26 protein-coding genes are annotated in these 25,055 nt (G+C 36.0%); 14 read left to right on the top strand and 12 right to left on the bottom strand.

Annotation, left to right across the window (positions count from 1 at the left end; genetic code table 11):
- Positions 1-406 precede the first annotated feature (406 nt).
- From ADJ83_RS14735 to ADJ83_RS14725, 3 genes are all read right to left on the bottom strand, one after another.
- Positions 407-1,762: a 6-phospho-alpha-glucosidase gene (locus ADJ83_RS14735; protein ID WP_031535073.1), complete on the bottom strand. Its 1,356-nt coding sequence runs from the start codon at positions 1,760-1,762 to the stop codon at positions 407-409.
- Between the two features lies 1 nt (position 1,763).
- The gene (locus tag ADJ83_RS14730; RefSeq protein ID WP_031535071.1) at positions 1,764-3,338 is read right to left on the bottom strand and encodes a PTS transporter subunit EIIC; all 1,575 of its coding nucleotides are present in this window, start codon (positions 3,336-3,338) and stop codon (positions 1,764-1,766) included.
- Between the two features lie 197 nt (positions 3,339-3,535).
- The gene (locus ADJ83_RS14725) at positions 3,536-4,345 is read right to left on the bottom strand and encodes a MurR/RpiR family transcriptional regulator (protein WP_231512495.1); all 810 of its coding nucleotides are present in this window, start codon (positions 4,343-4,345) and stop codon (positions 3,536-3,538) included.
- A 150-nt stretch (positions 4,346-4,495) separates the two neighbouring features.
- Between ADJ83_RS14725 and ADJ83_RS14720 the strand changes: the two genes are divergently transcribed.
- Entirely contained in the window at positions 4,496-5,485 is a 990-nt protein-coding gene (locus ADJ83_RS14720) for a DUF3231 family protein (protein ID WP_031535066.1), read from the top strand.
- 172 nt (positions 5,486-5,657) lie between these two features.
- On the opposite strand, the gene ADJ83_RS14715 is transcribed toward ADJ83_RS14720, so the two are convergent.
- Positions 5,658-6,401, bottom strand: a complete 744-nt coding sequence (locus ADJ83_RS14715) for a MurR/RpiR family transcriptional regulator (RefSeq protein WP_031535064.1) — start codon at positions 6,399-6,401, stop codon at positions 5,658-5,660.
- Positions 6,402-6,604: 203 nt separating this feature from the next.
- Between ADJ83_RS14715 and ADJ83_RS14710 the strand changes: the two genes are divergently transcribed.
- The 4 genes from ADJ83_RS14710 to ADJ83_RS14695 all read left to right on the top strand — a co-directional run bounded on the left by ADJ83_RS14710 (position 6,605) and on the right by ADJ83_RS14695 (position 9,921).
- Positions 6,605-6,907 (top strand): PTS sugar transporter subunit IIB, encoded by a 303-nt coding sequence (locus ADJ83_RS14710; protein WP_031535062.1) that lies wholly within the window; start codon positions 6,605-6,607, stop codon positions 6,905-6,907.
- Between the two features lie 90 nt (positions 6,908-6,997).
- On the top strand, positions 6,998-8,344 hold the full coding sequence (locus tag ADJ83_RS14705; protein ID WP_031535061.1) for a PTS sugar transporter subunit IIC: 1,347 nt from the start codon (positions 6,998-7,000) through the stop codon (positions 8,342-8,344).
- Positions 8,345-8,357: 13 nt separating this feature from the next.
- Positions 8,358-8,603, top strand: coding sequence for a hypothetical protein (locus ADJ83_RS14700; RefSeq protein ID WP_031535058.1), 246 nt, complete (start codon positions 8,358-8,360; stop codon positions 8,601-8,603).
- A 346-nt stretch (positions 8,604-8,949) separates the two neighbouring features.
- A complete protein-coding gene (locus ADJ83_RS14695) occupies positions 8,950-9,921 on the top strand; it encodes a rhodanese-related sulfurtransferase (protein ID WP_109767885.1) in 972 nt (323 codons plus the stop codon).
- Positions 9,922-10,294: 373 nt separating this feature from the next.
- On the opposite strand, the gene ADJ83_RS26900 is transcribed toward ADJ83_RS14695, so the two are convergent.
- The 5 genes from ADJ83_RS26900 to ADJ83_RS14675 form a co-directional block, all read right to left on the bottom strand.
- On the bottom strand, positions 10,295-10,552 hold the full coding sequence (locus ADJ83_RS26900; protein ID WP_353964064.1) for a TetR-like C-terminal domain-containing protein: 258 nt from the start codon (positions 10,550-10,552) through the stop codon (positions 10,295-10,297).
- A 341-nt stretch (positions 10,553-10,893) separates the two neighbouring features.
- On the bottom strand, positions 10,894-11,583 hold the full coding sequence (locus ADJ83_RS14690) for a metal-dependent hydrolase (RefSeq protein ID WP_031535055.1): 690 nt from the start codon (positions 11,581-11,583) through the stop codon (positions 10,894-10,896).
- Between the two features lie 172 nt (positions 11,584-11,755).
- Positions 11,756-12,436, bottom strand: coding sequence for a molybdate ABC transporter permease subunit (gene modB / locus ADJ83_RS14685; RefSeq protein WP_031535053.1), 681 nt, complete (start codon positions 12,434-12,436; stop codon positions 11,756-11,758).
- Positions 12,417-13,205, bottom strand: coding sequence for a molybdate ABC transporter substrate-binding protein (gene modA / locus ADJ83_RS14680; RefSeq protein ID WP_031535050.1), 789 nt, complete (start codon positions 13,203-13,205; stop codon positions 12,417-12,419). Before modA ends, modB begins: the two co-directional genes overlap by 20 nt.
- On the bottom strand, positions 13,202-14,092 hold the full coding sequence (locus ADJ83_RS14675) for a dihydrodipicolinate synthase family protein (protein WP_031535048.1): 891 nt from the start codon (positions 14,090-14,092) through the stop codon (positions 13,202-13,204). The genes modA and ADJ83_RS14675 overlap by 4 nt, the downstream gene beginning before the upstream one ends.
- 139 nt (positions 14,093-14,231) lie before the next feature.
- Between ADJ83_RS14675 and ADJ83_RS14670 the strand changes: the two genes are divergently transcribed.
- From ADJ83_RS14670 to ADJ83_RS14660, 4 genes are all read left to right on the top strand, one after another.
- Positions 14,232-14,669: a hypothetical protein gene (locus ADJ83_RS14670; RefSeq protein ID WP_031535045.1), complete on the top strand. Its 438-nt coding sequence runs from the start codon at positions 14,232-14,234 to the stop codon at positions 14,667-14,669.
- 159 nt (positions 14,670-14,828) lie between these two features.
- Positions 14,829-15,476 carry a sigma factor-like helix-turn-helix DNA-binding protein gene (locus ADJ83_RS14665; protein WP_031535044.1) on the top strand — a complete coding sequence of 216 codons (648 nt, stop codon included), beginning with the start codon at positions 14,829-14,831 and terminating at the stop codon, positions 15,474-15,476.
- The gene (locus ADJ83_RS24945; protein WP_081836540.1) at positions 15,433-15,597 is read left to right on the top strand and encodes a YvrJ family protein; all 165 of its coding nucleotides are present in this window, start codon (positions 15,433-15,435) and stop codon (positions 15,595-15,597) included. Before ADJ83_RS14665 ends, ADJ83_RS24945 begins: the two co-directional genes overlap by 44 nt.
- Entirely contained in the window at positions 15,594-15,824 is a 231-nt protein-coding gene (locus ADJ83_RS14660) for a hypothetical protein (RefSeq protein WP_031535042.1), read from the top strand. The genes ADJ83_RS24945 and ADJ83_RS14660 overlap by 4 nt, the downstream gene beginning before the upstream one ends.
- A gap of 78 nt (positions 15,825-15,902) precedes the next feature.
- Here the strand turns inward: ADJ83_RS14660 and ADJ83_RS14655 are convergent, their stop codons facing one another.
- The 3 genes from ADJ83_RS14655 to ADJ83_RS14645 all read right to left on the bottom strand — a co-directional run bounded on the left by ADJ83_RS14655 (position 15,903) and on the right by ADJ83_RS14645 (position 19,632).
- The gene (locus tag ADJ83_RS14655) at positions 15,903-16,883 is read right to left on the bottom strand and encodes a polyprenyl synthetase family protein (RefSeq protein ID WP_031535040.1); all 981 of its coding nucleotides are present in this window, start codon (positions 16,881-16,883) and stop codon (positions 15,903-15,905) included.
- A 3-nt stretch (positions 16,884-16,886) separates the two neighbouring features.
- Complete coding sequence (locus ADJ83_RS14650) at positions 16,887-17,438, bottom strand: Gx transporter family protein (RefSeq protein ID WP_031535038.1); 552 nt, start codon at positions 17,436-17,438, stop codon at positions 16,887-16,889.
- 322 nt (positions 17,439-17,760) lie between these two features.
- Positions 17,761-19,632: an FAD-dependent oxidoreductase gene (locus ADJ83_RS14645; RefSeq protein ID WP_031535036.1), complete on the bottom strand. Its 1,872-nt coding sequence runs from the start codon at positions 19,630-19,632 to the stop codon at positions 17,761-17,763.
- A 413-nt stretch (positions 19,633-20,045) separates the two neighbouring features.
- On the opposite strand from ADJ83_RS14645, the gene ADJ83_RS14640 reads away from it, so the two are divergent.
- Genes ADJ83_RS14640 through ADJ83_RS14620 form a run of 5 tightly spaced genes read left to right on the top strand, consistent with a single transcriptional unit; the run spans position 20,046 to position 24,550 of the window.
- Positions 20,046-21,092, top strand: coding sequence for an FAD:protein FMN transferase (locus ADJ83_RS14640; protein ID WP_031535034.1), 1,047 nt, complete (start codon positions 20,046-20,048; stop codon positions 21,090-21,092).
- A 23-nt stretch (positions 21,093-21,115) separates the two neighbouring features.
- Positions 21,116-22,057: a 1,4-dihydroxy-2-naphthoate polyprenyltransferase gene (gene menA, locus ADJ83_RS14635; protein ID WP_031535031.1), complete on the top strand. Its 942-nt coding sequence runs from the start codon at positions 21,116-21,118 to the stop codon at positions 22,055-22,057.
- Positions 22,058-22,116: 59 nt separating this feature from the next.
- Positions 22,117-22,920, top strand: coding sequence for an energy-coupling factor transporter ATPase (locus tag ADJ83_RS14630; protein WP_035415984.1), 804 nt, complete (start codon positions 22,117-22,119; stop codon positions 22,918-22,920).
- A complete protein-coding gene (locus tag ADJ83_RS14625; RefSeq protein ID WP_031535028.1) occupies positions 22,905-23,762 on the top strand; it encodes an energy-coupling factor transporter ATPase in 858 nt (285 codons plus the stop codon). Before ADJ83_RS14630 ends, ADJ83_RS14625 begins: the two co-directional genes overlap by 16 nt.
- Positions 23,759-24,550 carry an energy-coupling factor transporter transmembrane component T family protein gene (locus tag ADJ83_RS14620; RefSeq protein ID WP_031535026.1) on the top strand — a complete coding sequence of 264 codons (792 nt, stop codon included), beginning with the start codon at positions 23,759-23,761 and terminating at the stop codon, positions 24,548-24,550. Before ADJ83_RS14625 ends, ADJ83_RS14620 begins: the two co-directional genes overlap by 4 nt.
- Positions 24,551-25,055 lie beyond the last annotated feature (505 nt).

Here is a 25,055-nt window from a genome sequence, read left to right as displayed (position 1 = left end):
GTTTTTAAATATAGTTAAGTGTAAAAACTAAGTCGTTCCATTGCTCTACAGACGCACGATGCGCCGGGGAGGAAGCTGAGCCTCCTCACTGCGAGGCCACTGAAAAAGTATATTACCTGGTGAATCATTAGTTAGCAAACCATTCTAACTTAGTGTAGGTTTTTGTTTTCCGAGGCTTACCGCACGACTCACCGGGGCGAGCGCCGAGCCGCTTCACAGCTCACACTCCTGCAGGGTCTCGGACTTTCTCGCATCTCCCGTAGGAGTCGAGCGTCCTCCGCTCCATTTCACTTTGTTTTAAAACCTTGTTCTAAAACGAAAAACGAACAATTATGCATGTTAATCGCATAATTGTTCGACTTTGTTGCTAACTGAAATGTTTATGTCCCAGCCTCCTATTATAATCTTACACTAATACGCCTTCTTTATATTCTTTTGTTAATGTTGGCCAGAATTCTTTATTTGCTTCAATTAAATCATCAAGAACTGCTTTCGCTACTTTAGCAGAAGGTAAGGTTTTATTTAATGTGAATGCTTGTAATGCTTTTTCATAAGAACCTTCCACAATGGCTTGCACTAAAATTTTCTCCGATGCTAATTGTTGGTCAATCATTGCTTTGTAGAAGTAAGGAATGTCTCCAACAAATTCAGGTTTAGGACCATCACTTGTAATAAGCGCAGGCACTTCAATCATCGCATCATTTGGCAAGTTTGGAATTGTTCCATTGTTTTCTACCATTACTAAATATCTTTTTCCGAGGTTTTGAGCAAGAGATACTGTTACATCTACAATAAATGTTCCGTGTACACCAACTGCAAAGGAATCTTCTAAAATACCAGTCTCTTCATATTTATCTACTGTTTCAAACAATGTTTTTTCACGGCCATCCATTACTTCGTTCGCACGAGTGTATTCCTTATTTGAAGTTTCCACAATATGATCTGGGAACAGATAGTATTGTAAATATGGATTCGGCAGATATTCTGGAAAATGATCCATGATTAGTTTAATATTCTTAAAGGTTTTAATCCAGGAAGAATCTGCATGACGATAGTCAATTTTTGAAACATCTTCTGTTAGTAATCCATGTTTATATACATGCTCACGAATTTCTGGCAATCTTTCTACCCCATCAACTTTAATGCTTGTAAACCAGCCAAAGTGATTTAAACCAAAGTAGTCAACATCTAATTCTTCTCTTTCTACTCCGAGGATTGCTGCGATATTACGCATTGTTGCAACAGGCATATCACAAATGTTTAAGACTCTTGAATTTGGTCGAAGCTTACGAACACCTTCTGCCACAATGGATGCTGGATTGGAGTAGTTTACAATCCATGCTGTTTCTTTAGCATATTTTTCTACATAATCGATCAGCTCAATCATTGGAGAGATAGTTCTCAGTCCGTAAGCCAATCCGCCAGGTCCACATGTTTCTTGCCCAACTACATGATGGGAAAGGGGAATTTTCTCATCGAGTTCACGCATTGCATATTTTCCAACTCTCATTTGGGCAAATACAAAGTCTACATCTTCAAAGGCTGTTTGTGGATCTGTTGTATCAATGACTTTAATTTTATCTGTATATTCTTCAATGACGGCCTTTGCAGCTACGACTACTTTAGACTGTCTTTCTCCGTCAATATCGTAGAAGCGAATTTCAGAAAGTGGTAGATCTTCTAATCGGTCCATTAAGCTACGAATAATTCCTGGAGTGTATGTGCTTCCCCCGCCTGCAACTGCTAATTTATATGTTTTCATCTTAAATTCCTCCTAATTGTTGGTCTACTTGATCTCGAACAGATTTAACATTTAAACCATATACGACTTGGACATTATTTCCTGATTTGATAATTCCTTTGGATCCTGTTTGTTTTAATATCAGTTCATCTACTGCATTTGGATCTTTTAAAATTAGGCGTAATCTTGTATAGCAATTATCAACATTTTCAATGTTTGCTTTTCCGCCCAATGCATCGACAATAGTTGCCCCTAAAGCTGATGGCGAATCATTTGTCGTTCCACCAGATACAGCTGCCTCTGCATTAGCTAATTCATTTGTTTCAGCTGCTATCATATCTTCTTCACGACCTGGTGTTTTTAAATTAAATTTAAGAATTAAGAAGCGGAAAAGGATAAAATAGATAACTGCCATTAGTAATCCTACTAAGATAAACATTGGCCAGTTGGACTTTGTTGTTCCAAGCGGTAAATTATATAGTAAGAAATCAATAAATCCATTTGCGCCAATTGCATGTACATGAAAGATACTTAAGAGCATCATACCCACACCAGAAAGAACAGCATGTAGGACAAACAAGATTGGTGCGGTGAAAAGGAAAGCAAATTCTAAAGGCTCTGTTACTCCTAGTAAGAAGGAGGTAAAGGCTGCAGGAAGAAGAATTGCTTTTGCGATTGTTTTTTTCTTTTTATCTGCAGTTACATACATTGCTAGTGCTGCTCCCATAAGTCCAAACATTTTGCTTAAACCGCGAGCATCCCAGTTCACTGTACTGCTTAATACTTTAATGCTTGAGTCTGCCATTTCGGCAAAATAGATATTTCGGGCGCCATAAATAATTTCATTTCCGATATTTGCAACTCCACCTAATTCTGTGTAAAGAAATGGAGTATACACTAAGTGATGTAATCCAGTTGGGATGAGAATTCTTTCTAAGAATCCATAAATAAGTAATCCAACTACTCCTAAATTTTTAATGCCGCTGGCTACAGCTGTAATACCATCTTGTACGAATGGCCAAAATTCTGCGGCAAGTGCTCCTAAAATCATCGCACTAGGAATGGCTAAAATAGCTACAAAGCGATGTCCTGAGTATATAGCCATAACACCTTTGAATTCCGTGTCGCAGTATTTATTGTGCAAAATTCCAACTAGAGCACCTAGAAGAATTCCAGAAAAAACACCCATTTCCAATACTTGAACATTTAATACCATTGCTTGACCAGATAATTGCATTTGCTCTGGTGCTACTAAGCTACCAGTTAAACTTAATATTTGATGCATTGCATTTATGAAAATAACGAAGGTAACTAAGCCAGTTAAGGCAGCATATCCTTTATCTTTTTTAGCTAAGCCAATCGGAATACCGACAGCGAAGATTAAAGCTAGGTTTTGCAAAATCGATACAGCGGAGGAAGATATAAATTTCCCTGTATTTTGAATTAATGGATTTTCTAAAATCGGAATATATTGTGCTAAGTTTCCGTTTCCGAAAACATTTCCAAATGCGATAAATAGACCGATAATCGGTAGAATGAGAATTGGTGCAAATAAAGATTTTCCGAAGAGCTGAAGACCATTTACTACCTTTTTCATCTATAAAACCTCCCTTTGTTGGTAAGCGTTGTCATATCTTTTTAATAACCAAAGTATATAATTGAACAGGTAAATTTGAAAGGGTTTGCAAGGATTGTGTACAATGTCTTTCAATCCTGTAACATGTTACAAGGCTTAAGTGAAAGAAAGAGGATGTTCGATAGCATCCTCTTTCAACAGTGTATATAAAAAAAGTATTAATATTCTTTAACAATCCCTCTTTTAATCGCTACGATTAAAAGTAAATCAATGAGCATAAACATATTGGATTCAAAAGAGGTAACTTCGAATTCTTGTTGAGACTCAATGGTAGGATCGAGGACGGTAAAGACAATATCAGCAATTTTGGCGGTAGAGCTTTTATTGTTTCCGGTAAAAAGGATTGTTTTTACGCCTTTATCCTTTGCGATTTGCACTTTCTCTAGTACTTTAGCTGTTTCACCTGAGCGAGAAAAAGCAATGAGCAATTTGTATTTTTGAATATTATTGAGAAAAATCGCTCTACTGTCGCTTGTTGTTGAATTGGAAACATAATAACCAAAGAGCTCTAGTTTTTTTGCAAAATAGCTAGAAAAAAGCGTAGAAAAGCCTGCACCATAAAAGTAAATCATTTTATTTTCATTAATTTGCGCAAGAAATAGTTCGATGCTTGTTTCATCAAGGGAATCGATTGTTTGTTTATAATTTTGCTTAAAGGAAGAAACAGCATCTATCAATGGTTGATGAATACTATCTACATATTCTACTTCTTGATCAAGCATTTTTGTTACTTTTAAATTTAGGTTGTAAATAAATTCACTATAGCCACTAAAACCAAGTTTTTTACAGAGGCGGATAATGGTTGCTGTGGATACAAATAGATCATTTGCAGCTGCTCGAATGCTTAATGTTTCTCCTGCTAATTTCTTCTGGATAAGGAAATAGGTGATCTCTTTCTCTGCTTCTGTTAAGTTTTTATCATTTGCATAATCAAGAAACAGCATATCTATATTTTTCAAACCTCTCATCATTCCTTGTTCGTATTTTCGGCCTATATGTATCTCTTATTATAATGAATATATAGGGTATTATGTTTTACTTTTTTGCTGTGGTAAGCATAATTTAAAAAAGGATGCCAATACTACTAAACACAATGTAAATTCTGGAGGTTTTACTTCGTGTCTCAATCAAATATAAAGCTAACATCCTCAGAAATAGCTTCCCTGTGGACATCTTATATGAATAATTGTATGTCAAAGCAGGTTCTAACGCATATGCTTCAGCATGTAAAGGATCGAGAAATCTCTAATGCGATTCGTTTTTCTTTTCAGTTTGCCCAAAAACAAGAAAAGCGTTTTATAAAGATTTTTCAAAAAGATGATTTCGCCATTCCCAATGGATTTACAGAAACAGATGTTAATACCAATGCTCCTGCCTTATTTACAGAAACCTTTTGTCTAGCATATATTAATCAAATGGCGAAAGCAGGCTTATTGGCTTATGGAGGGTTCCTTGCAATGAGTACAAGGGAAGACCTCAGCGCTTTTTATCACCATGGATTACATAATACTTCCAAGCTTTATCATTTAACGAATTCAATATTAGAAAAGAAGGGTCTGTTAATTCGATCACCGCATACTTCCATTCCAAAGAAAATTGACTACATAGATAGCAAGAAATACTTAAGTGGTTTCTCTTTGTTCCATAAAAAAAGACCCTTAAATGCCGTAGAGGTTTCCCATCTTTTTATGAATACGCAGACGAACAATTTGGGAGTGAAGATTACATTAGCCTTTGCTCAAACTACCACAAATAAAGATGTACGGGCATATATGTTAAGAGGAAAGGATATTTCCCAAAAGCATTTAAAATTATTCATGGATGCTTTAGTGGATGAAGGAATACAAAGTCCAAATTCATCGGATATAGGGGTTACTGATTCTAAGGTACGTACATTTTCAGATAAATTAATGATGTTTCATATAAGCTTATTAAGTGCTTCTGGAGTTGGAAACTATGCATTAGCAGGAGGCGCTAGTCAAAGAAGTGACCTTTTGCTCAATTATGAAAGACTGTCCATGGAAATAGCTCAATATGCAAAAGATGGGGCAGATTTGATGATTGAAAATAGTTGGCTAGAACAGCCACCGCCAACTATTCAAATATAAACTTTCCCTATGGAAAGAGAAGTGTATGTTATGGGACGTAGGTAGTAATAGCGACAAACTTCCTGGAATACTTTAAAAAAAGCCCAAACAATTATATGAATCATTTGTCGGGATTGCGTATAATTGTTTGGGTTTATCTTAAGCTGTTAAGGTTAATCCTCTAATCTTATGTCTACAGTTCCGTTGTATTTTTTTTACTGTTCCTTTTTACGGTGTGAGCGCTTTCCTCTAGTATATACATTACCGGTAATTGGGATGTAATATTCGATTCTCCTATATAAACTTCTGTAACATAATAGGCAATGTTGATATCGGAAATTTTTGCCAATTGGCAGTTTTTGCTATTGGTGATACTGATGATGTTGCAGCCTTCTAATTTTAATTGATTTGCAAGATGTAGTGTATGATCCGTTTCACCAGAAACAGATAAGATAATGGCTGTACTGTTTTTTAATTCTTTACTATTAATTGGATAAAAGGGGTCTTTAATAAAAGTAGAGAATTTTCCTAAGCTGGAAAAGTATCTTGCCCCATACTCTGCTAAAATTCCAGAACTGCCTGTTCCTACAAATATGACTTTATTCGATTGGTTTACCATTTCAGCTGTTTCATGTATGTACGTTTCGAAGTTCCCTTTCATTGTCCGTTCCAAAAACTCAGAAAGATAGTATTTTGTTGATTTTAAGTTTTCTTGTTCATTTCTATCTAAATATAATTTTAATTTAATCTTAAACTCGGAAAAACCATCACAGTTTAGTTTTCGACAAAACCTTAAAATACTAGAAGTGGAGACGTGTGTTTCGTCAGATAATTCTCTAATGCGCATGTAAATAACCTTTTCAATATTTTTTGTAACATAGTTATAGAGTAGCATTTCCAAATCATTAAAGGATTGGATCATTTCATTTGTGAACAAATTTCCCCCTCCTACTCTAAAAATTAGTTTTCCTATATTCACCATTTAGTATAAAACAGGTTGTGACTAAAATGTAACAAATTCCTACTGAAGAAAAAAGATACTAAGTGTTTATTTTTTATTGTATTATATTTGAAAGCGTATACAATTTAGAAGGAAGGCAGAATATGATGTTTTGGTTATGAAAATAGGGAGGGAATAAAATGAAGAAATTGCTATTAGTATGTGCAGCAGGAATGTCCACTAGTTTATTGGTAAATAAAATGAAGGATGCGGCAAAAGAGAAAGGGGTAGAGCTAGAAATTTTCGCGTTGCCAGTGTCAGAATGTCAAAAAGTTGCTCATGAAGTAGATGTCGTTTTATTAGGACCACAGGTTCGTTACCAAAAACCACAGGTAGAAGAGATTATAGCTGGAAGAGTACCAGTGGAAGTAATCGATATGAGAGCATATGGCACGATGAATGGAAAGGCAGTATTAGAAAGGGCGTTAGAATTAATAGCTTAATGGATATGCAATTTGCAACTAGAGAAGCCTGCAAAATAAAACAGTTTCTAACTGTGAATATAATGACATTTATTTGGGGGGAGTTTTACAATGGGTTTTATGGCCGCTTTTGAGAAGTTTGCGGAGAAAACATTAGTGCCAGTTGCAGCAAAATTAAACTCACAAAGACATATAGTTGCAATCCGTGATGCATTTATTCTATCTTTTCCTATTACACTTGCAGGTTCATTAATTGTCTTACTAAATTTTGCCGTTTTAGCTCCAGATGGCTTTATAGCTAAAATCTTATTTTTGCATAAATTATTTCCCAATTTAGCAGATCTACAATCTGTTTTCTCGCCGGTTCTAAATGGATCAGTTAATATTTTATCCATGTTTATTGTCTTCCTCGTTGCCAGAAATATGGCGATCTCTCTCAAAGCAGATGAATTATTAAGTGGGCTTACTGGTCTTTCTGTATTTTTTATAATATACCCACCATATACAAATGTAGATGGGACAAATTTCTTAACGACTCAATGGGTCGGTGCACAAGGATTATTTGTTGCATTAATTGTGGGGTTGTTAGTTGGAGAGCTTTTCAGTAAATTATCTAAATCGAAAAGGCTTCAAATTAATATGCCTGATTCTGTTCCTCCAGCTGTTTCTCGTTCTTTTAAGGTATTATTCCCAATTATTATTATTACTGTTTTGTTCGCTATTATAAACGCTTTAATTAATGCTATTTATCCCGATGGCCTGCACGGATTTATTTATGCCGTAATTCAGACACCATTAAAAAGCCTAGGCACAAATATCGTTTCTCTTGTTATATTAGCGATTGTTTCCAATCTTTTATGGGTATTCGGTATTCATGGTCCCAATACGATTGCTGCTATTCGTGAAGCAATGTTTGCAGAGGCGAATTTAGAAAACCTTAACTTTGTTGCGGAGCATGGGACTGCTTGGGGAGCTCCATATCCAGTAACTTGGGCGATTAACGATGCTTTTGCGAACTATGGCGGCTCTGGAATGACACTAGGATTACTAATTGCTATCTTTATTGTTGCGAAAAGGCAGGATTACAGAGATATTGGTAAATTATCGATTGCGCCAGGAATATTTAATATTAATGAACCAGTTATTTTTGGTTTGCCAGTAGTATTGAATCCGATTTTAATCGTGCCGTTTATTCTTGTCCCTGCCATTAATATTATTATCGGATATGTTGCCATTGTATCTGGATTAATCCCGCCAATTGCCTATTCTGTGCCGTGGACTACACCAGGACCGTTAATTGCCTTCCTGGGCACAGGCGGAAATTATATCGCGTTATTGCTTGGATTTGTGTGTCTGGCCGTCTCTACTCTTGTCTATTTGCCATTTGTCATAGCAGCAAATAAAGCCAATGCAGTAAGCTATGGAGGACAAAAAAATGATTCGGATGTCTCGGCTTAAAGTGTGAGAAAAAATGAATCAATATACTATCCAGTTTCTATGTGGACAAATAAACTATGTCCGTGCTTTTTTTGAAAATTATCAGGATGCTAAAGTTCAAACAGATGTAGAGATTCTAAATAATATAAAGGCAAACATTCAGGTAGAGTCAGCGTTAAATGTAACGGAAGTACAATCTTACTTAGAGCAAATTTTTCAACAATCTAAATATGGCTGTGCGTTGCATTTTCAAACGATAGTGATAGAAGGGGGAGAGTAATATACTGGAAATGATAGTGGTGTCCGAGGTACTCATTTAGTGGGTACCTTTTTTGATGGAAGGGGATTGTTTTTTCCATTTCTAGATAGGCAGGAATTATATTTTTATGCTAGAATGTATAGGATAAATATCGAATGGAATATATACTAGGTAAAATCTGCATCTTTCTTTTTATCTCGTATTACATTATAATTATTTTAACTTTAATTTTAAGCAGGGGGAGATTTCAATGGGTGAAGTCTCTTTCTGTTTGTTTGCGATTTTATAAAGAAGCGATTGGTTTTTACTATTAGCACAATTGGTGTATAGTTATTATAGATAATTTTAGAAGGAATAGGGTGTTGAAATAATGAGTGAATATCGAGTATTACTTTATTATAAATATGTACCGATTGAAAATCCGGAAGAGTTAACACAAGAGCATTTAGCTTTTTGTAAAGAGCTTGGATTATTAGGTCGTATTCTTATTTCCCATGAAGGGATTAATGGAACAGTTTCTGGTACGGTAGAGCAAACAGATAAGTATATGGAAGCGATGAGACAGGATCCTCGCTTTAGTGATACTATCTTTAAAATTGATGAAGTGGATGGACATGCTTTTAAGAAAATGCATGTTCGCCATAAAAAAGAATTAGTGAACTTAAGCTTAGAAGATGATGTAGATCCACTTGAATTAACTGGTAAGCACTTAAAACCAACAGAATTCTATGAGCAAATGCAAGATTCAAATACAATCGTAATTGATGCTCGTAACGATTATGAATATGATCTTGGTCATTTTAGAGGTGCTATTAAGCCGGAGATTGAAACATTTAGAGAACTGCCACAATGGATTAAAGAAAATAAAGAGATGCTAGAAGGTAAGAAAATTCTTACTTACTGTACTGGTGGAGTAAGATGTGAGAAGTTCTCTGGCTGGTTAATGAAAGAGGGCTTTGAAGATGTAAGTCAATTAGATGGTGGAATTGTGACTTACGGTAAAGATCCAGAAGTACAAGGCGAGCTTTGGGATGGTCAATGCTATGTGTTCGACCAAAGAATCAGTGTGCCAGTCAATCAAAAAGAGCATGTTATCGTTGGACGTGACTTCTTTACTGGTGAGCCATGCGAGAGATATGTAAACTGTGCAAACCCAGAGTGTAACCGCAAAATGCTTTGCAGTGAAGAAAATGAAGAGAAGTATATGAGAAGCTGTAGCCACGAGTGCCGTACGCATCCAAGAAACTTCTATGTTAAACATCATGGTCTTACTCCAGAACAAGTGGAAGCAAGAGTAAAAGAAATTGCTCAATGGGAAGAAGAAAGTAAAGTAATGTAATAAATAATAGGGGCTGTCCTTAATGGACGGCCTTTTTGTTATTTGGGATTGATTTGGCTGATAAAACGAAACAATGGCTGATAAAGGAGGAGTTTTGGCTGATAAAATGAAACAATGGCTGATAAAGGAGAAGATTTGGCTGATAAAATGAAACAATGGCTGATAAAGGAGAAGATTTGGCTGATAAAATGAAACATTGACTGAAAAAACGAAACTTATGCTGATAATGCAATAGTTTTGGATAATAAAAGCCAAAACTTAGGCTGATATCCCTTTTATTTGCGCGATATCAGCCTTCTTTGGTGTCAAATCTAATGAAATTAGTTTAATATCTTGATTTTTGATGGGGGTGACTGGTTACTATGAATAAATGCTAATAATTGTTCCGCCATATATTCACAAGGATACCAAAATCCCCCTTGAACCACTCCCTAATCATCCCGACAATTGCATTAGCCTGATAACTGATAGGAAGATTTCGGTTGATGTGTGAATCTACTAGTGCATACTCAAAATCTTCTTTATTCACATTCTTTAAAGTCTGATAAATATGCTGTTGGTGATCATATAGGAAGTCAGAAGAAAAAACTAGCTTATAAAACAAGGCATGTCTTTGTACATGTTCAAATATTTTAATTGATTTTGCTGTTAATTGGAGACATTAAAGGTTTCTAGATGTACATATAGAAAGTGATAAGCGCAAATTAAATCAGCAGGAACATCGCAGCTGATGAAGGCTGGACTTCTTACTAAAATATTTTTATTAACTGTTAAGAAAGTAGAAATTTTCTGAAGCCTACACGCCCCTAACCGGGTGCTCTCCGCTTATCTTATTGTCTAGCTCCAGCGAATACCGCCTAGCAAACTTTCAGATCTTCTCCCCACGATAAGTCAACATCGATTCACTAACGCTCATCGTGTTTCCTTTATATCAGTCGAAGTTCTTCCAGTTTGTACGGCGCCTCCGTTTTCTTATAATTCGAAGGTCTCACCTAACTCTAATACTTTCCCTTTAAATCCAAGTTCTTCAAGCTTGTTGACAAATGCTTTTGCGTCTTGTTCAATAACAGGGAATGTATTGTAATGAATAGGAATAATTAGTTTTGCTTGATACCATTCGGCTGCTTGTAGTGCATCTTCAGTTCCCATTGTAAAATGGTCTCCGATTGGTAGGAAAACAACATCTAAATTATGACGATCCCCAATCATTTTCATATCGCCAAATAGTCCAGTGTCTCCAGCGTGATGCAACACTTTTTCCTCTGCTTCAATAATATATCCAGCTGGCATTCCGCCATATAAGATGTTTTTATTTTCTTCATCAATAATCCCTGAGCTGTGGAATGCATGTGTCATTTTCACTTTTGCAAATTCTAAATCCAGTGTTCCTCCGATATTCATCCCAATTGTTTCCACGCCCTTCCATGACATATAGGCAGCTAATTCTGGATTAGCGACAACCGGGGCATTATTTGCTTTAGCGATTGGTGCAGCGTCGAGAATATGATCCATATGAGCATGTGTCAAAAGAACAGCATCTACTTTCATTTCCTCCACTTTAGAAACTGCGGAAGGATTGCCACTAATAAACGGATCAATAACCAATGATTTTCCTTCTGTACTAATTTCAATAGTGGATTGACCATGATACGTAATTTTCATACAAAATCATCTCCTTAATTCCACAAAAATGTGGATTATTGTCCATTTTAGATTAAAACAGAGAGAGGGAAAGTGCCAAATGATATGCTTGTCTGTTGCTTTCATAATATGTCCTCTGCAGTAAGAAGTATTAACACTACTTTATAAGGAAATACATTGTCAAAGGAAAAGATTATCGTTGCTTCGGCTGGCACAAAGCTAGCATTATAAAAGAAATAATCGTGATGGATAGTACCCAAATCCAAGCCATTCGCATATTTCCATTATCGATAGCAACATAAATAGCGGTAGGCAAGGTTTGTGTTTTTCCAGGAATATTCCCTGCAAACATTAAGGTGGCCCCAAATTCTCCTAGCCCTCTGGCAAAGCTAAGGATACTTCCAGAAAGGATAGAGTGGGAAGCAAGTGGAATGGAAATGGATGTGAGTACTTTCCATTCATTTGCCCCATCGACTCGTGCTGCCTCCTCGATTGAGCGATCAATTTGAATAAATCCTGCTTTAGCTGATTGATACATTAAAGGAAAGGATACGATAAATGCAGCAATTACTGCAGCCCACCATGTAAAAATGACAGGCTGATGAAAGATCCATTCGATTACTTTACCGAGGATACTATTTCTACCAAACAGAACGAGTAGTAGGAAACCAGTAACAGTTGGAGGAAGAACGATTGGCAAAAGTAAACAAGTTTCAAGCAATGCCTTTCCCTTAAATTTTTTTCTGGCTAACTTGGCAGCAAGTATTGTGCCACTAACTATGACGACAATAGTGGCAACCAGAGAAACTTGTAAGGATAGGCAGAGGGGGGACCAAAAATTTGACCATTCCTCTTTAGTTAACAATAAATCCATCTTCCTCGAAAACCTTTAAACTAGTTGGTGTTTGCAGATAGTCATAAAACGTTTTTGCTGCCTCGTAATTTTTGCTGTCCTTGATGATGCCAATCGGATAGACAATCGGGGAATGACTTGATTCCTCCGCAGTGGCAACGACTTCTACAGAATCAGATGTCTTTGCATCTGTTCCATAAACAATCCCTGCTGCCACATTGTTTGTTTCAACATATGACAATACTTGACGAACATCTTTTGCGGTAATGATATTCTCCTGTACTTTTTCCCATATGTGAAGAGTTTGAAGCGTCTCTTTCGCATAATTTCCTGCGGGTACTGATTCTGGTATGCCGATGGCGATTTTTTCCTTATCTAATGTTTCAAGATCAGCGAAACGATTAATCGTTACATTAGATTGTTTATTTGTAATCAGAACTAAATTGTTTTTTACTAAGTCGATATGATCGGACTCTTTAATCAGTCCATCGTCAACCAAAAGATCTAGCTTATCCTGTGCAGCTGAGAAAAATAAATCAACCGGTGCTCCTTGAGCAATCTGTTGCTGCAAAGCTCCTGATGAACCAAAGTTAAAGGTTAATGTAATGTCTGGATGTTCCTCCTCGAATTTCTTCTTGATCGTATTTAATGAATCTTGCATGCTTGCTGCTGCAGAGATCGTTAAAGAAAACGTTTCTTTTTTAGAGGAAGAGGTATTTTCTCCATTATTGCTACAAGAGGCTAAAATCAATAAGGCTAATAATAGGAGGAATTTACTGTACTTTTTCATCGTACCTCTCCTTTATTAAAAATATCGCTTAATGATGCCTTTTCTTGTTTACTCAAAATGGATAGTGGCTCTCTACATATTCCTGCATTAATATTATTTTCTGTTAGTACATATTTGATGGCTCGCAGTGTTCCTATTTCTAAGATGGTATGCATGGTTGGCAGTAGTTTAGACAATTGGTCTTCTGCAAGTTTCCATTCATTATTTTTTCCCAATTGAACAATTTGTTGTATTTCTTTTGGAAAAATATTTCCTATTATACTAGTGATTCCGTCATAACCGTTTTGCATATTATCTAAAAGATGAATATCGAATCCAGTTAACACGGAGAAGGAAGGACCAAGCTTATTTTTTACTAGAGGTGCATTGCTAGGATTACCTGCTTCCTTTAAAGCTTGGATTTGCGGGCAGGACTCTACTAAATCGTATAAAGTAGTTAATTCTAAGTTAAATCCAGTACGTGATGGATTATTATAGAGCATAATTGGTAAATCAGTCACAGCACACACTTTTTTCACGTATTCAGCTGCTTCTCTTTGGCTCATTCGTAAATAAGGAGGAAACCCTAGCATAATTCCATCTAGATTTTCTCGTTGGGCAGCTTCCGCCAATCGAATAGCGTCAGATGTTCTTACAGCAGCAACTCCTCCGATAAGAAGGAGCTTTTCTTCTCCAGCTAACCGTGCTTCTCGTAAGAGGGTTATGCGTTCCTCGATGGACATCGAATGCTGCTCTCCTGTTGAACCACTGATAAGCAGTGCAGGAACCTGATTTTTTTTATAGTAATCTATTAAAGAATAAATACCGCTTAATGAGAGATTTTCCTTATCATCAAACGGGGTAACCATTGCAATGCTAAATGGAACAAATGGATTTTGTTTAATCATTCTTCCTCACTCCTTTTAAAATAGATTATACTTAAACTATTCAATAGTAAAAAGAAGGCTGTTTAATAAAAGTCTTTCTATCAATTTATCTTTTTCTCGTTTTGAAATCAATATGAAATGTGAAGGGAGCAGGTTTTTTGTGGTAAAAGTAGCGTTGAATTATGCGATAATGCTGGAACAAGTAAAAAGTAATGGATATAAGGAAGAAGCGATTATACAGGCTTTGGAAAGCAAGGATCTTATTTTTTTTCAAAGCTGTGGTAATGGTTTGCCTGATTGGGAAACACTTTTCTCCTATTATGAAAAAAATAAGACAGGCGTAAAAGCGATTATTGCAGATGAATATGAAATAACCTTTTTAACAAAGGGAACGTTAAAAAGACTTTTATCATTAAAATATCAATTAGTAGAGGGAAGAGACTTTGAGGACCGAGGAGAAGTATTGGGAACAATCACTTTATCGAAGGAATCCTTTCATTCCTTTACATCGATTTTAGCAAAAAATTGGACTTTTGTCGTATTGGAAGAGAATACATACAATGTTATCTTTGATATTAAGTTATCCGTAATCGATTAAATGAAATTAGGACAAGTGGTTGTTATTTTTACGATAAATCTTTCTTTATAATATAGAAGGAGGTAGAAATAGCATATATGAATAGAAAGAGGCTAATGAAGATTAGTCCCTTTTTTTACAACAAAAACAGAACATATGTTCCTTTTGGGAGGCTTGAGTATGAAGGAATGCCGTTCTTTTCAATCAGAGGCTTTTACCGCGTTCTTGCAGGATAATAAATCATTATTAAGCAATCCAATTGTAAAAAGCTTTTTGGAAAAAAAGATAAATTTACTTCTATTAAAAAAGGCGATAGAATTCCCAACAAAGGAAAATAAAGAAAAGCTGGATGAAGCCTTTAAAAAGCATTTTTTTACCATTCGATTTACTGCGTATATTACTTCTTCCATGGAGTATAGCACCATTAATTTTAATAAAAACTTAACAATGTATCAGAAAAGATTTCCGTTAATACTTGCTGAAAGGGAAGCTGGGGGAGAGAAGGACATTACTCTATATGATAAAGAGGCTGAAATAGAAAGGATGGTGGAGAAGGAGGTCTTGCGAGCAAGTGTGGAGGAGTATATTGCAGATAAGATGATTTATTCAGCCATTCTTAGTTTGACCACTTCACAACGAGACATTCTAACCTATGCATATCTATATAAATTAACGGATACAGAAATTGCTCGAACAATTGGTACATCGCAACAATATGTTTCAAAAACACGAAAAGTAGCTTTACAACGAATTCTTTCATTTATGAACGGAAGGAGGAAGGTGGATGGAATTGATAGATATGACTCAATGGATGACAATGATCAGTAACTTTGGTTTTCCCTTAACATTATCATTATTTGTTCTGCTTCGATTAGACAAAAAAATAGATCAGCTTCTGAAGGAATGGAACGAAATGAAACCAAATCAACGAAAGGAAAATGGCAAATGACAGATATGTATACAATCGTAAAAAGAGCAAAAGTAGATCCTGAAATGTTAATGGAATTAATTAAGCTGTTTGAGCCAAAGGTCAATAAACTAATGAATAGGACAAATCCGAATGACAGGACGGATCTTTCACAAGAACTGAAAATCATGCTAATAGAGTCTGCTTATCAATATGATTTAGAAAGTATTCCGGGATTTTGGGAATTTAAAGATAAGTATACAAGCTAATAGTTGCCCTTTAACAGAAAAAATCCGAGTCCAATCTATAATCAACTTGGATAGAAAGGCTCGGATTTTTTAGAAAGATTACACTTTCCGTTTCAATAAACTATTTGTAATGGCATAAAGATGCTGTTTATAATCTCCATCAGGTAATTTATTAAGTTGTTTGATTGCTTTTTCAGTATATTTTTTAGCAAGGAGCTCTGCTTTTTCTACCCCTTTATATTTAGAAATAAGTTCAGAAATCTGTTGCATATCCTCATCAGTCAACGCGTCTTTTTTATCTAAAATAGGAATCAGTTCTTTAGGATTCGCTTGAATTGCATAAATGAGCGGCAAATTATAATGACCTTGTTTAATATCTGCCAACACAGGCTTGCCTAATGTTAAGCTATCTCCTTTATAATCTAGAATATCATCCATAATTTGAAAGGCCATGCCGATATAATGTCCCATATTCCAAGCGTTCATAGCGAGTGGTCGGCTAGCTTCACTTTCTATAGCACCGGAATAGCAGCTTACAGCAAAAAGCTGGGCAGTTTTTCCAGAGATTCTTGTTAAGTAATTTTTAACCGTCACTTTAGATTGATATCGGGCATTTAATTGATCTAATTCTCCGCTTAAAATTTTTTCCATGCTGCGAGCATTAAATTCTAAATGAGATAGAGACGTTGCGTGTTTAGATAAAATCGTAAAACAAACGCAGAATAGATAATCACCTGCATAGATGGCAAACTTATTTCCATTATGAGCATGGATTGTGGGAATATTATGCCGTGTAGGTGATTCATCAATAACGTCATCATGGATTAATGTAGCCATATGCAATGTTTCCAATGCAGCTGCAACTGCTATCGCGCGGTTTTTGTCTTTAGAAGGACCTACTTGTGAACAAAGCAGGGAGTAAGCAGGTCTAAGTAATTTGCCACCTGAATAGATTAAATCTTTAATCGTTTTTTCTACTACTTTGTCACGAACACGAATATTGCTTTCAATTAATTGAAGTACTTTTGACAAGTCATTCTTTAATTCCGGATACGTATCCCACATTTGATGTACACGCATACTCTAACCTCTTTCATTACTAGATTCGTTTATTTCCGATAAATCTCTATAATATTGTAGTTTTTCTACATGTGTGATTAGATAGTTGGCAAGTATTCCTATGGCTATTCCTGATAAGATGCCGATAAAGGATAAAATAGGCAAATATAAAAATACAGTCCATGTTTGTGCAACAAAGCTTGCAACAGCTAATTGACCAATATTATGGAGAATAGCCCCGGTGGTACTTACTCCTATTAAGCTAATTCGTTTGGTGCCAAGCTGCTTTACACTCCACATGCCAATAAAGCTTAACAGAGCCCCGCTTGCACTATACATAAAGGTAGAAAGCGTTCCTCCTAATAGTGTCGCTAAGCAAAGGCGAATCGCAATTACTTTAAATGCATCTCTTGTAGGAAGTGTGTAAAGAGCTAAGCATGTAATAATATTTGCTAATCCAAGCTTTGCTCCAGGTGCAAAGGCAAATGGAAATGGAATAGCCCGTTCTAGTAAGCTTATTATTACAGCTTGTGACGCAAGCAGTGCTATATATACAAGGCGTTGATTTTTCGTCATATTCTCAACTTCCATTCTTGCGGATGTTATTTTTCCTATAAATAAGTTGATTGTAGGTTAAATAAATACTGATACCTATTAATCAGTATAGGACAAAAAAGAATAGAGTGAATTTTGATCTTCCTCTTCATTCAAAGGAATAAACCCTATAGTCAAATAAAGAGCTTGGAGCAAAAAGCAATCAACTAATTTCAAAGCTTAGCTTTTAGACATGATCAAGGAATAAATTCAATTAGCTTCTTTTTTCTCCTTTACTGATTCAGGAGGATTGCTAGAAACATGGAAAATAATGCATTCTCTATGTTTCTAGCATATTATTTCATTACTTATAATCCTTATAAATCGCTCGTTCTTTTCCATACCACCAGTCACCTAATTTTCTTTGAAGGAACGGAATAACCCAATAATCTAATCCAAATGTACGACCAGATCCGTTCATCAAGGCGATTGATGCTGGCAATGCCCAAACTTTATCCCATCCAAGCATTGCAGTTAGTGTAAACATTACTAAGAAAGCAGCACTCGCAGCATTTGCTAACCATGTGAATAAACCAGCTAGAATTGCTAATCCAATTGCTAATTCAATAAAGATCATCATTTTTTGCATAAATAGTGCAACTTCTGGTGTTGGCAGCATGATTTTCATAATCCATTCAAACCAGAATGGCATTTTGCTTAAAATCGGTGTCGCAAAGTCAGTAGAAGTAGCGGCTTCACTCGCACCGCTTGTTGCAGTTTGTAGCCATTCAAACGGCATTTTTACACTAGTAGCTGTTAGCCAAGAATCTTCTCCTAGACCATTGAATAGGTTTGGAACCTTAGACCAGCTAGAGATAGAATCTTTCCATGTAGATTCACCCCAAAGTTTTGCACAAGCTTCTATTATCCAGAAACCTGCAACAAAGACACGTAAAGGTAAACTCCAAAGAACATTTCCATAGCGTGTTAAGAAGTCACGGAATATATTACGTTTATCTTTTGTATGGAAAAACTCATGCATCACATATTGGTACATATAATAGCCGCTTCCGATGCCAAAGAAATAATATAGATTAACCATATGTTTCATGAAGTTTGCAAACCAACCACTTAAATGCATACCACTTAAATTCGCAACACCGTATCTAGCTCCGATTGATACCATTACCCCGTGGTATTTCCCTTTATATGCTTCTTTTTCGCCGCCGCTAATCTCTGCAATGATATTCTTTGCAGCTGTTAGAGCAGTTTGTTCAGCAGCTTCAACAATTTGAGGAGTAGGCTTTCCAGGCTCTTCTTCAAAATATGCTAAGTCACCAACTACATATACATCTTTATAATCTTCTGATTCCATATGAGCATTTACTTTTAAACGTCCTGCTCTTCCTGCAGACATACCATAATCTTTTGTATCAGAATTTGCGCGAACCCCTGCAGTCCAAATAAGCGTATAGGTTGGAAGCTCTTCGCCGGATTTTAAAACAATAGCATCTTCTTTTACTTCAACGATTGGAGAGCTTTTTAGGATCTTAACGCCTTGTTTCACCATATAGCTTTCTGCTTTATCAGCATCTCTGCGCTCAAGCATATTTAATATAGTAGGAGCAGCTTCGACCACATATAAAGTAATATCTTCTGCGTCTAATTTATAGTCTTTCGCCAATCTCTCTTTCCATTCAATAAGTTCCCCAACCATTTCAATTCCTGTGAACCCAGAACCACAGACAGTAAAGGTTAGCATTGCTTTTCTAGTAGCTTCGTCATGAACGTTAGCTGCTTTACGAACGATTTTCTCAATATGCTCTCTTAATCTAACAGCATCTTCCCAAGACCAAAGGGTAAATCCGTTTTCTTGTACTCCAGGTGTGCCAAAATCATTTGGTTCGCCACCCATTCCCAAGATTAAATAATCGAAGGAAAATTGTCCGTGTTCTGTCGTTACTAATTTACTTTGATAATCAACATGTTTAACATTGTCTGTAACTAATTTCACCTTTGTGCGATTAAATAAACGACGTAAATCAAATTGAATAGCATCTGGTTCTACTCTGTGTGCAGCAACCTCATGTAATTCAGTCATCATTGTATGATAGGAATGTCTATCTATAAGTGTAATGGAAACCGAATCATCTTTTTTATACTTTTTAGCAAGCTTTTTTGCGGCATGAACGCCTGCATAACCTGCTCCGATTATGACAATATTTTTTTTGTCCATTCTTCCTATTCACTCCCTTAATTGGTTAATTTCTTTCTTGTGAAGTTTTGAACAATACTAATATAACAATGTGGTTTTTATCTGTCTATGGACTTCATAGAATGTATACATTTAAAAATTACGGTTGTTCACATTTTTGCAACAATTACGAACGAATGATTTTTGTCATAAATTCTCCATATTTTAAAAGGTCACTGATAAACACTATTACGACAATGATTAATCCGGAAATGAGCTGTTTTACAGGGTTTTGTACACTAAAAAGTCGATAGACAGTAAGAGAATGCAATGATAAAATGACGATGTTATAAATGTGAAAAAGTTCACATTTTGAAATAAATGGCGGCTTTTAGGTAATCAACATAAAATAGTAAATAACTATAATGTGATATTCATAGAAGGGAATGGGTTTAATGAAAAAATTAAAAAAGGCGGCGATTTTGTTACTTTCCCTCTTTTTATTAGTAGGCTGTGGCAAGCAAAAGGATACAGACACAGGGGTAACGAGTACCCCCTATAAAAAAACGGAATTCTTAATGGGAACAGTAGTAACCATTAAAATCTTTGATAAAGATAAAGAAGAAGTATTGAACCAAGTATTCGATCGAATAGAGCTGCTTGCAAGTCAAATTACAGTCAATGAAGAAGGATCGATTATTGACGAAATCAATGAAAATGCTGGTTTAAAACCAGTACAGGTACCAGATGATATCTATCGTTTGGTGAAAGCAGGAAAAGATTATAGTGGATACTCAGGAGGCGATTTTGATATCACAATTGGTCCCCTTACTAATTTGTGGCATATCGGATTTCCAGATGAAAAAAAGCCGACTCAAGCAGAGATAGATGAAATCCTCCCTTTTATTAATTATAGAAAGATAGAATTAAATGAAGAGAAGCAAACCGTCTATTTGCCAGAACAAGGAATGATGTTGGACTTAGGAGGAATTGCAAAAGGGTTTATTACAGACGAAGTTGTGAAGGTATTAGAGGATAATGGGGTGAAATCTGCCATTATCGATTTAGGCGGAAACATTTATGTAAAAGGAAAGAATGCATCAGGAAAGCCTTGGGAAGTTGGTGTTCAGGATCCATTTTCAGACAGAGGAGAAATGGTAGGGAAAATGGAAGAAACGGATACATCCATTGTAACATCAGGAATATATGAACGTTATTTGGAAGTTGATGGTGTCAAATATCATCATATTCTTAGCCCTAAAACAGGTTATTCTGTAAATAATGATGTTGCGGGAATAACCATTGTTTCTGATAAGTCGTTTGATGGGGATGGATATTCGACAACGATATTTATAAAAGGAGTAGATGAAGGATTAAAAGCAGTAGAACAAATGGATGGAATGGAAGCTATTTTTGTAACAAAAGATAAGAAGGTTTACTTAACATCGGGACTAAAAGATAAATTTACTTTAACGAATGATAAATTTGAAATAGCGAACTAATAAGGAAGAGGGAGGCGTAAGGCATGTCGATTCGTTCATTTTTAAAGTTAGTAGAAATCCAAACAAAAATAGCTAGTGTTTTTCCGTTTTTCATCGGGATATTATTTGTATTATACCGATACGATGCATTTCATTTGAAAAATACGCTTATATTCTTTAGCTCTATGCTCATCTTTGATTTAACAACAACAGCAATAAATAACTATATGGATTATCGAAAAGCGAAAAGTGATGAATATAGGAAAGAAAAAAACGTGATTGGGCAGGAAGGGATAAAAGAAAGCACGGTTATCGCAACGATACTTACGCTCTTTTTAATGGCAACAGGGTTGGGAATCTGGCTTAGTATCGAGACAGACTTACTTGTACTTTTAATTGGATTTATATGCTTTTGCATTGGAATTTTGTATACCTTTGGGCCAATTCCCTTATCAAGAATGCCTTTAGGAGAAGTGTTTTCTGGAGTTACGATGGGGTTTGGTATCGTTTTTCTAACGGTATATGTAAATGCCTTTGATGTTGGAATTGCCGCTTTGACTTGGGAAAAGGAAATGATATTTCTCCAAGTTAACCTGATAAAAATAATAGAAATCATTATTGTGTCTTTACCATGTATGTTTACGATAGCAAACCTTATGCTTGCAAATAATATTTGTGACGTAGAAGAAGATATTAAGAATCATCGCTTTACCTTGCCGTTTTATCTAGGCAAAAAATATTCCTTATGGCTGTATAACGGGCTTTATGTAGGATCTTTTGTTGCTATTTTGATTTCAGTCTTTCTACATTTACTACCAATAATAGCGTTATTAAGCTTAGTTGCTATTTTACCAGTATATAAGCATATGCGGATTTTTAATGAACTCCAAGTTAAATCAAAAACATTTAGTTTAGCTGTGAAAAACTTGATTATTGTTAATGGATTTCTAGTAGTGTCTTTAGCAATGTCTTTCATTATTAGATAAGAAATTTACTGATCACTAAGAGACTTGCACTTTTCTATTTAGGGATAGGGGGGATTAGTTTGGGTGTTGTTTTGGAAGTGGAAGGATTAAGCTTTCGATATGATAAAAAACAGGACAGGAGCAATATATCAGATGTTTCCTTTCAATTAAGAGAAGGGGAATGGACCGCACTTATTGGTCATAATGGAAGTGGTAAATCCACGTTAGCTCATTTGCTTGTTGGATTGCTTCAACCTGATGCAGGACAACTGAAAATAAACGGAACAGTTTTAAGGAAAGAATCAGTATCTTGGGATATCGGCATCGTTTTTCAAAATCCTGAAAATCAGTTCATTGGAACAACGGTAGAGGATGATGTTGCTTTCGGACTGGAAAATATAAATATGCCATATAAACAAATGAGAGAAAGAGTGGATAAGGCATTAGAAGATGTTGGAATGACCGAGTATCGGATGGCAGATCCTTCTCAATTATCAGGTGGTCAAAAACAAAGAGTTGCAATCGCAGGAATGCTTGCATTGCAGCCAAAGGTGCTCATTTTGGATGAAGCTTTTGTTATGTTGGATCCGAGAAGCAGAAAGGAATTAATGGACACAATACGTAAGTTAACAAACAAAGGAATGACAATCCTATCGATTACTCATGATATGGAGGAAGCAGCCCATGCAGATAAAGTTATGGTCATAAAGCAAGGGAAAGTAGCGAAAATAGAAAGTCCTTCCCAGCTATTTTTCACCGATTCATCACTTGAAAAGCCCTTTGCAGAAAAACTAAGAAATGCATTGAAAAATAGAAAGTGTAATGTTCCAGAAAAATATATGACAGAAGCAGAAATGGTGTTATGGATATGCAAATCGAATTAAAGGATGTGTCAGCAAATTATCAGCTCGGACCAATCCGTAAATCCAACGTATTAAATACCGTAAATCTTACAATTGAATCAGGGACTTTTACAGCGCTCATTGGAAGAACTGGTGCTGGGAAATCTAGCTTGTTAAAGATATTAAATGGCTTGCTTCTACCGACAAAAGGCAGTGTACGTATTGGAGAAACAGTCATTAAGCAACCGTATCCTAAAAAGGATATCCGGAACATTCGTAAACAAGTGGGAATGGTCTTTCAATTTCCAGAGTCCCAATTATTTGCTGAAACAGTGGAAAAAGATATTTGCTTCGGGCCCATGAATTTTGGCGTGCCTTTAGAAGAAGCGAAAAAAACTGCTAAAAAGATGATTGAGTTAGTGGGGCTAGAGCCATCCATTTTATCAAAATCCCCGTTTTCCTTATCGGGGGGGCAGAAAAGACGAGTTGCAATTGCAGGGATTTTAGCAATGGAACCTGCTGTGCTTGTTCTAGACGAACCTGGTGCTGGATTAGATCCACAGGGAAAAAAAGAAATTATGTCTCTCATTTCTAGTTGGCATCAACAAGAAGGCTTAACTACCATTTTGGTTACGCATGACATGGAGGATGTAGCTTTATACGCTGATCGTGTTATTTTAATGGATCAAGGAAAAATAATAAAATACGAAAAAACAAAAACGATTTTTACAGATTCAGATTTACTAGAGAGTTGGGGACTTGAATTGCCACAGGCTCGGCGCTATCAAATAAAAATTGAACAGGAAACAGGAATGAAATTACCAAAGATATGCCTAACGTTAGATGAGCTAGCAGATGCTTTGGTTATGGTGGGATTGGTATGAATAAATTAATTTTAGGGAGATATTTTCCTGGAGGATCATGGCTTCATCGGTTAGATGCTCGGGCAAAAATGATTTCAGTCATTTTACTTATAGTGATGCTATTTATAGCAGATAGTTGGCAAGCCTATTTATTTTTATGGCTCATCACATTTTCTATCATGCATTTATCACAAGTTCCATTTCGTACTTATGTACGGGGAGTAAGACCAATGATTTGGCTTATCTTATTCACAGTGGTATTACAAGTGCTATTTACTTCTGGAAGCAACGTATATGTAACTATGGGACCAATTACGATTTCAGAGTACGGCTTAATAAATGGAATTTTTATCTTTAGCCGTTTTGTCATGATGGTATTTTTATCAACGGTCTTAACATTAACAACGAAACCAATCGATTTGACAGATGGGATAAATAAATTATTATCACCATTACGCTTTGTAAAAGTTCCGATTGATGATATAAGCATCATGCTATCTATCTCCTTACGTTTCATTCCTAATTTACTAGATGAAACCCAAAAGGTAATGGATGCCCAAAGAGCAAGAGGTACAGTGTTTGGCGAAGGTTCATTATTTCAGCAAATGAAAACACTAGTGCCAATTTTTCTTCCTTTATTTGTTAGTTCGATAAATAGAGCAGAGGATATGGCTAATATGATGGATGTAAAAGGATATCGATCTGGAATAAAAAGATCTACTTTTCGGAGAATCAACTGGAAAAAACAAGATTCATGGTGTTTATGCAGTGTACTGTTCATTGGAATAGTCACATTATTATTAAATTGATTTTTGATTTTGAGTAAGGATTGTCTGTCAACCGATGTCGGGTGATGGGCAGTCCTATTTTATTTTTGGAAAGGGATAGAGTGGGACTTCTGAGCCCGGGGAGTGAGAAAAATAGGAGGAGACGGTAACAGAGAAGCTTTATCTAAGCCCGGGAGCCAGAAAAACAGGAGAAGACGGTAACAGAGAAGCGCTCTCTGAGTCTGGTAACAAGAAAAACAGGAAGAAAAGGTAACAGAGAGCCGTTCTCTGAGCCCATTAACAAGAAAAACAGGAAGAAAAGGTAACAGAGAAGCGTTCTCTGAGCCCATTAACAAGAAAAACAGGAAGAGAAGGTAACAGAGAAGCGTTCTCTGAGCCCATAAGCAAGAAAAACAGGAAGAGAAGGTAACAGAGAAGCGTTCTCTGAGCCCGTAAACAAGAAAAACAGCAAGGGACCGTAACAGACAGAATTAGCTTCCTCTGCAAAAGACTACCAAACAAAACATACAGTCAAATTCCATTAATG

The organism is Bacillus sp. 522_BSPC, from assembly GCF_001076885.1.
GTDB classification, from domain to species: domain Bacteria; phylum Bacillota; class Bacilli; order Bacillales; family Cytobacillaceae; genus Niallia; species Niallia hominis.
This window is presented reverse-complemented; position numbering and strand designations above follow the sequence as displayed.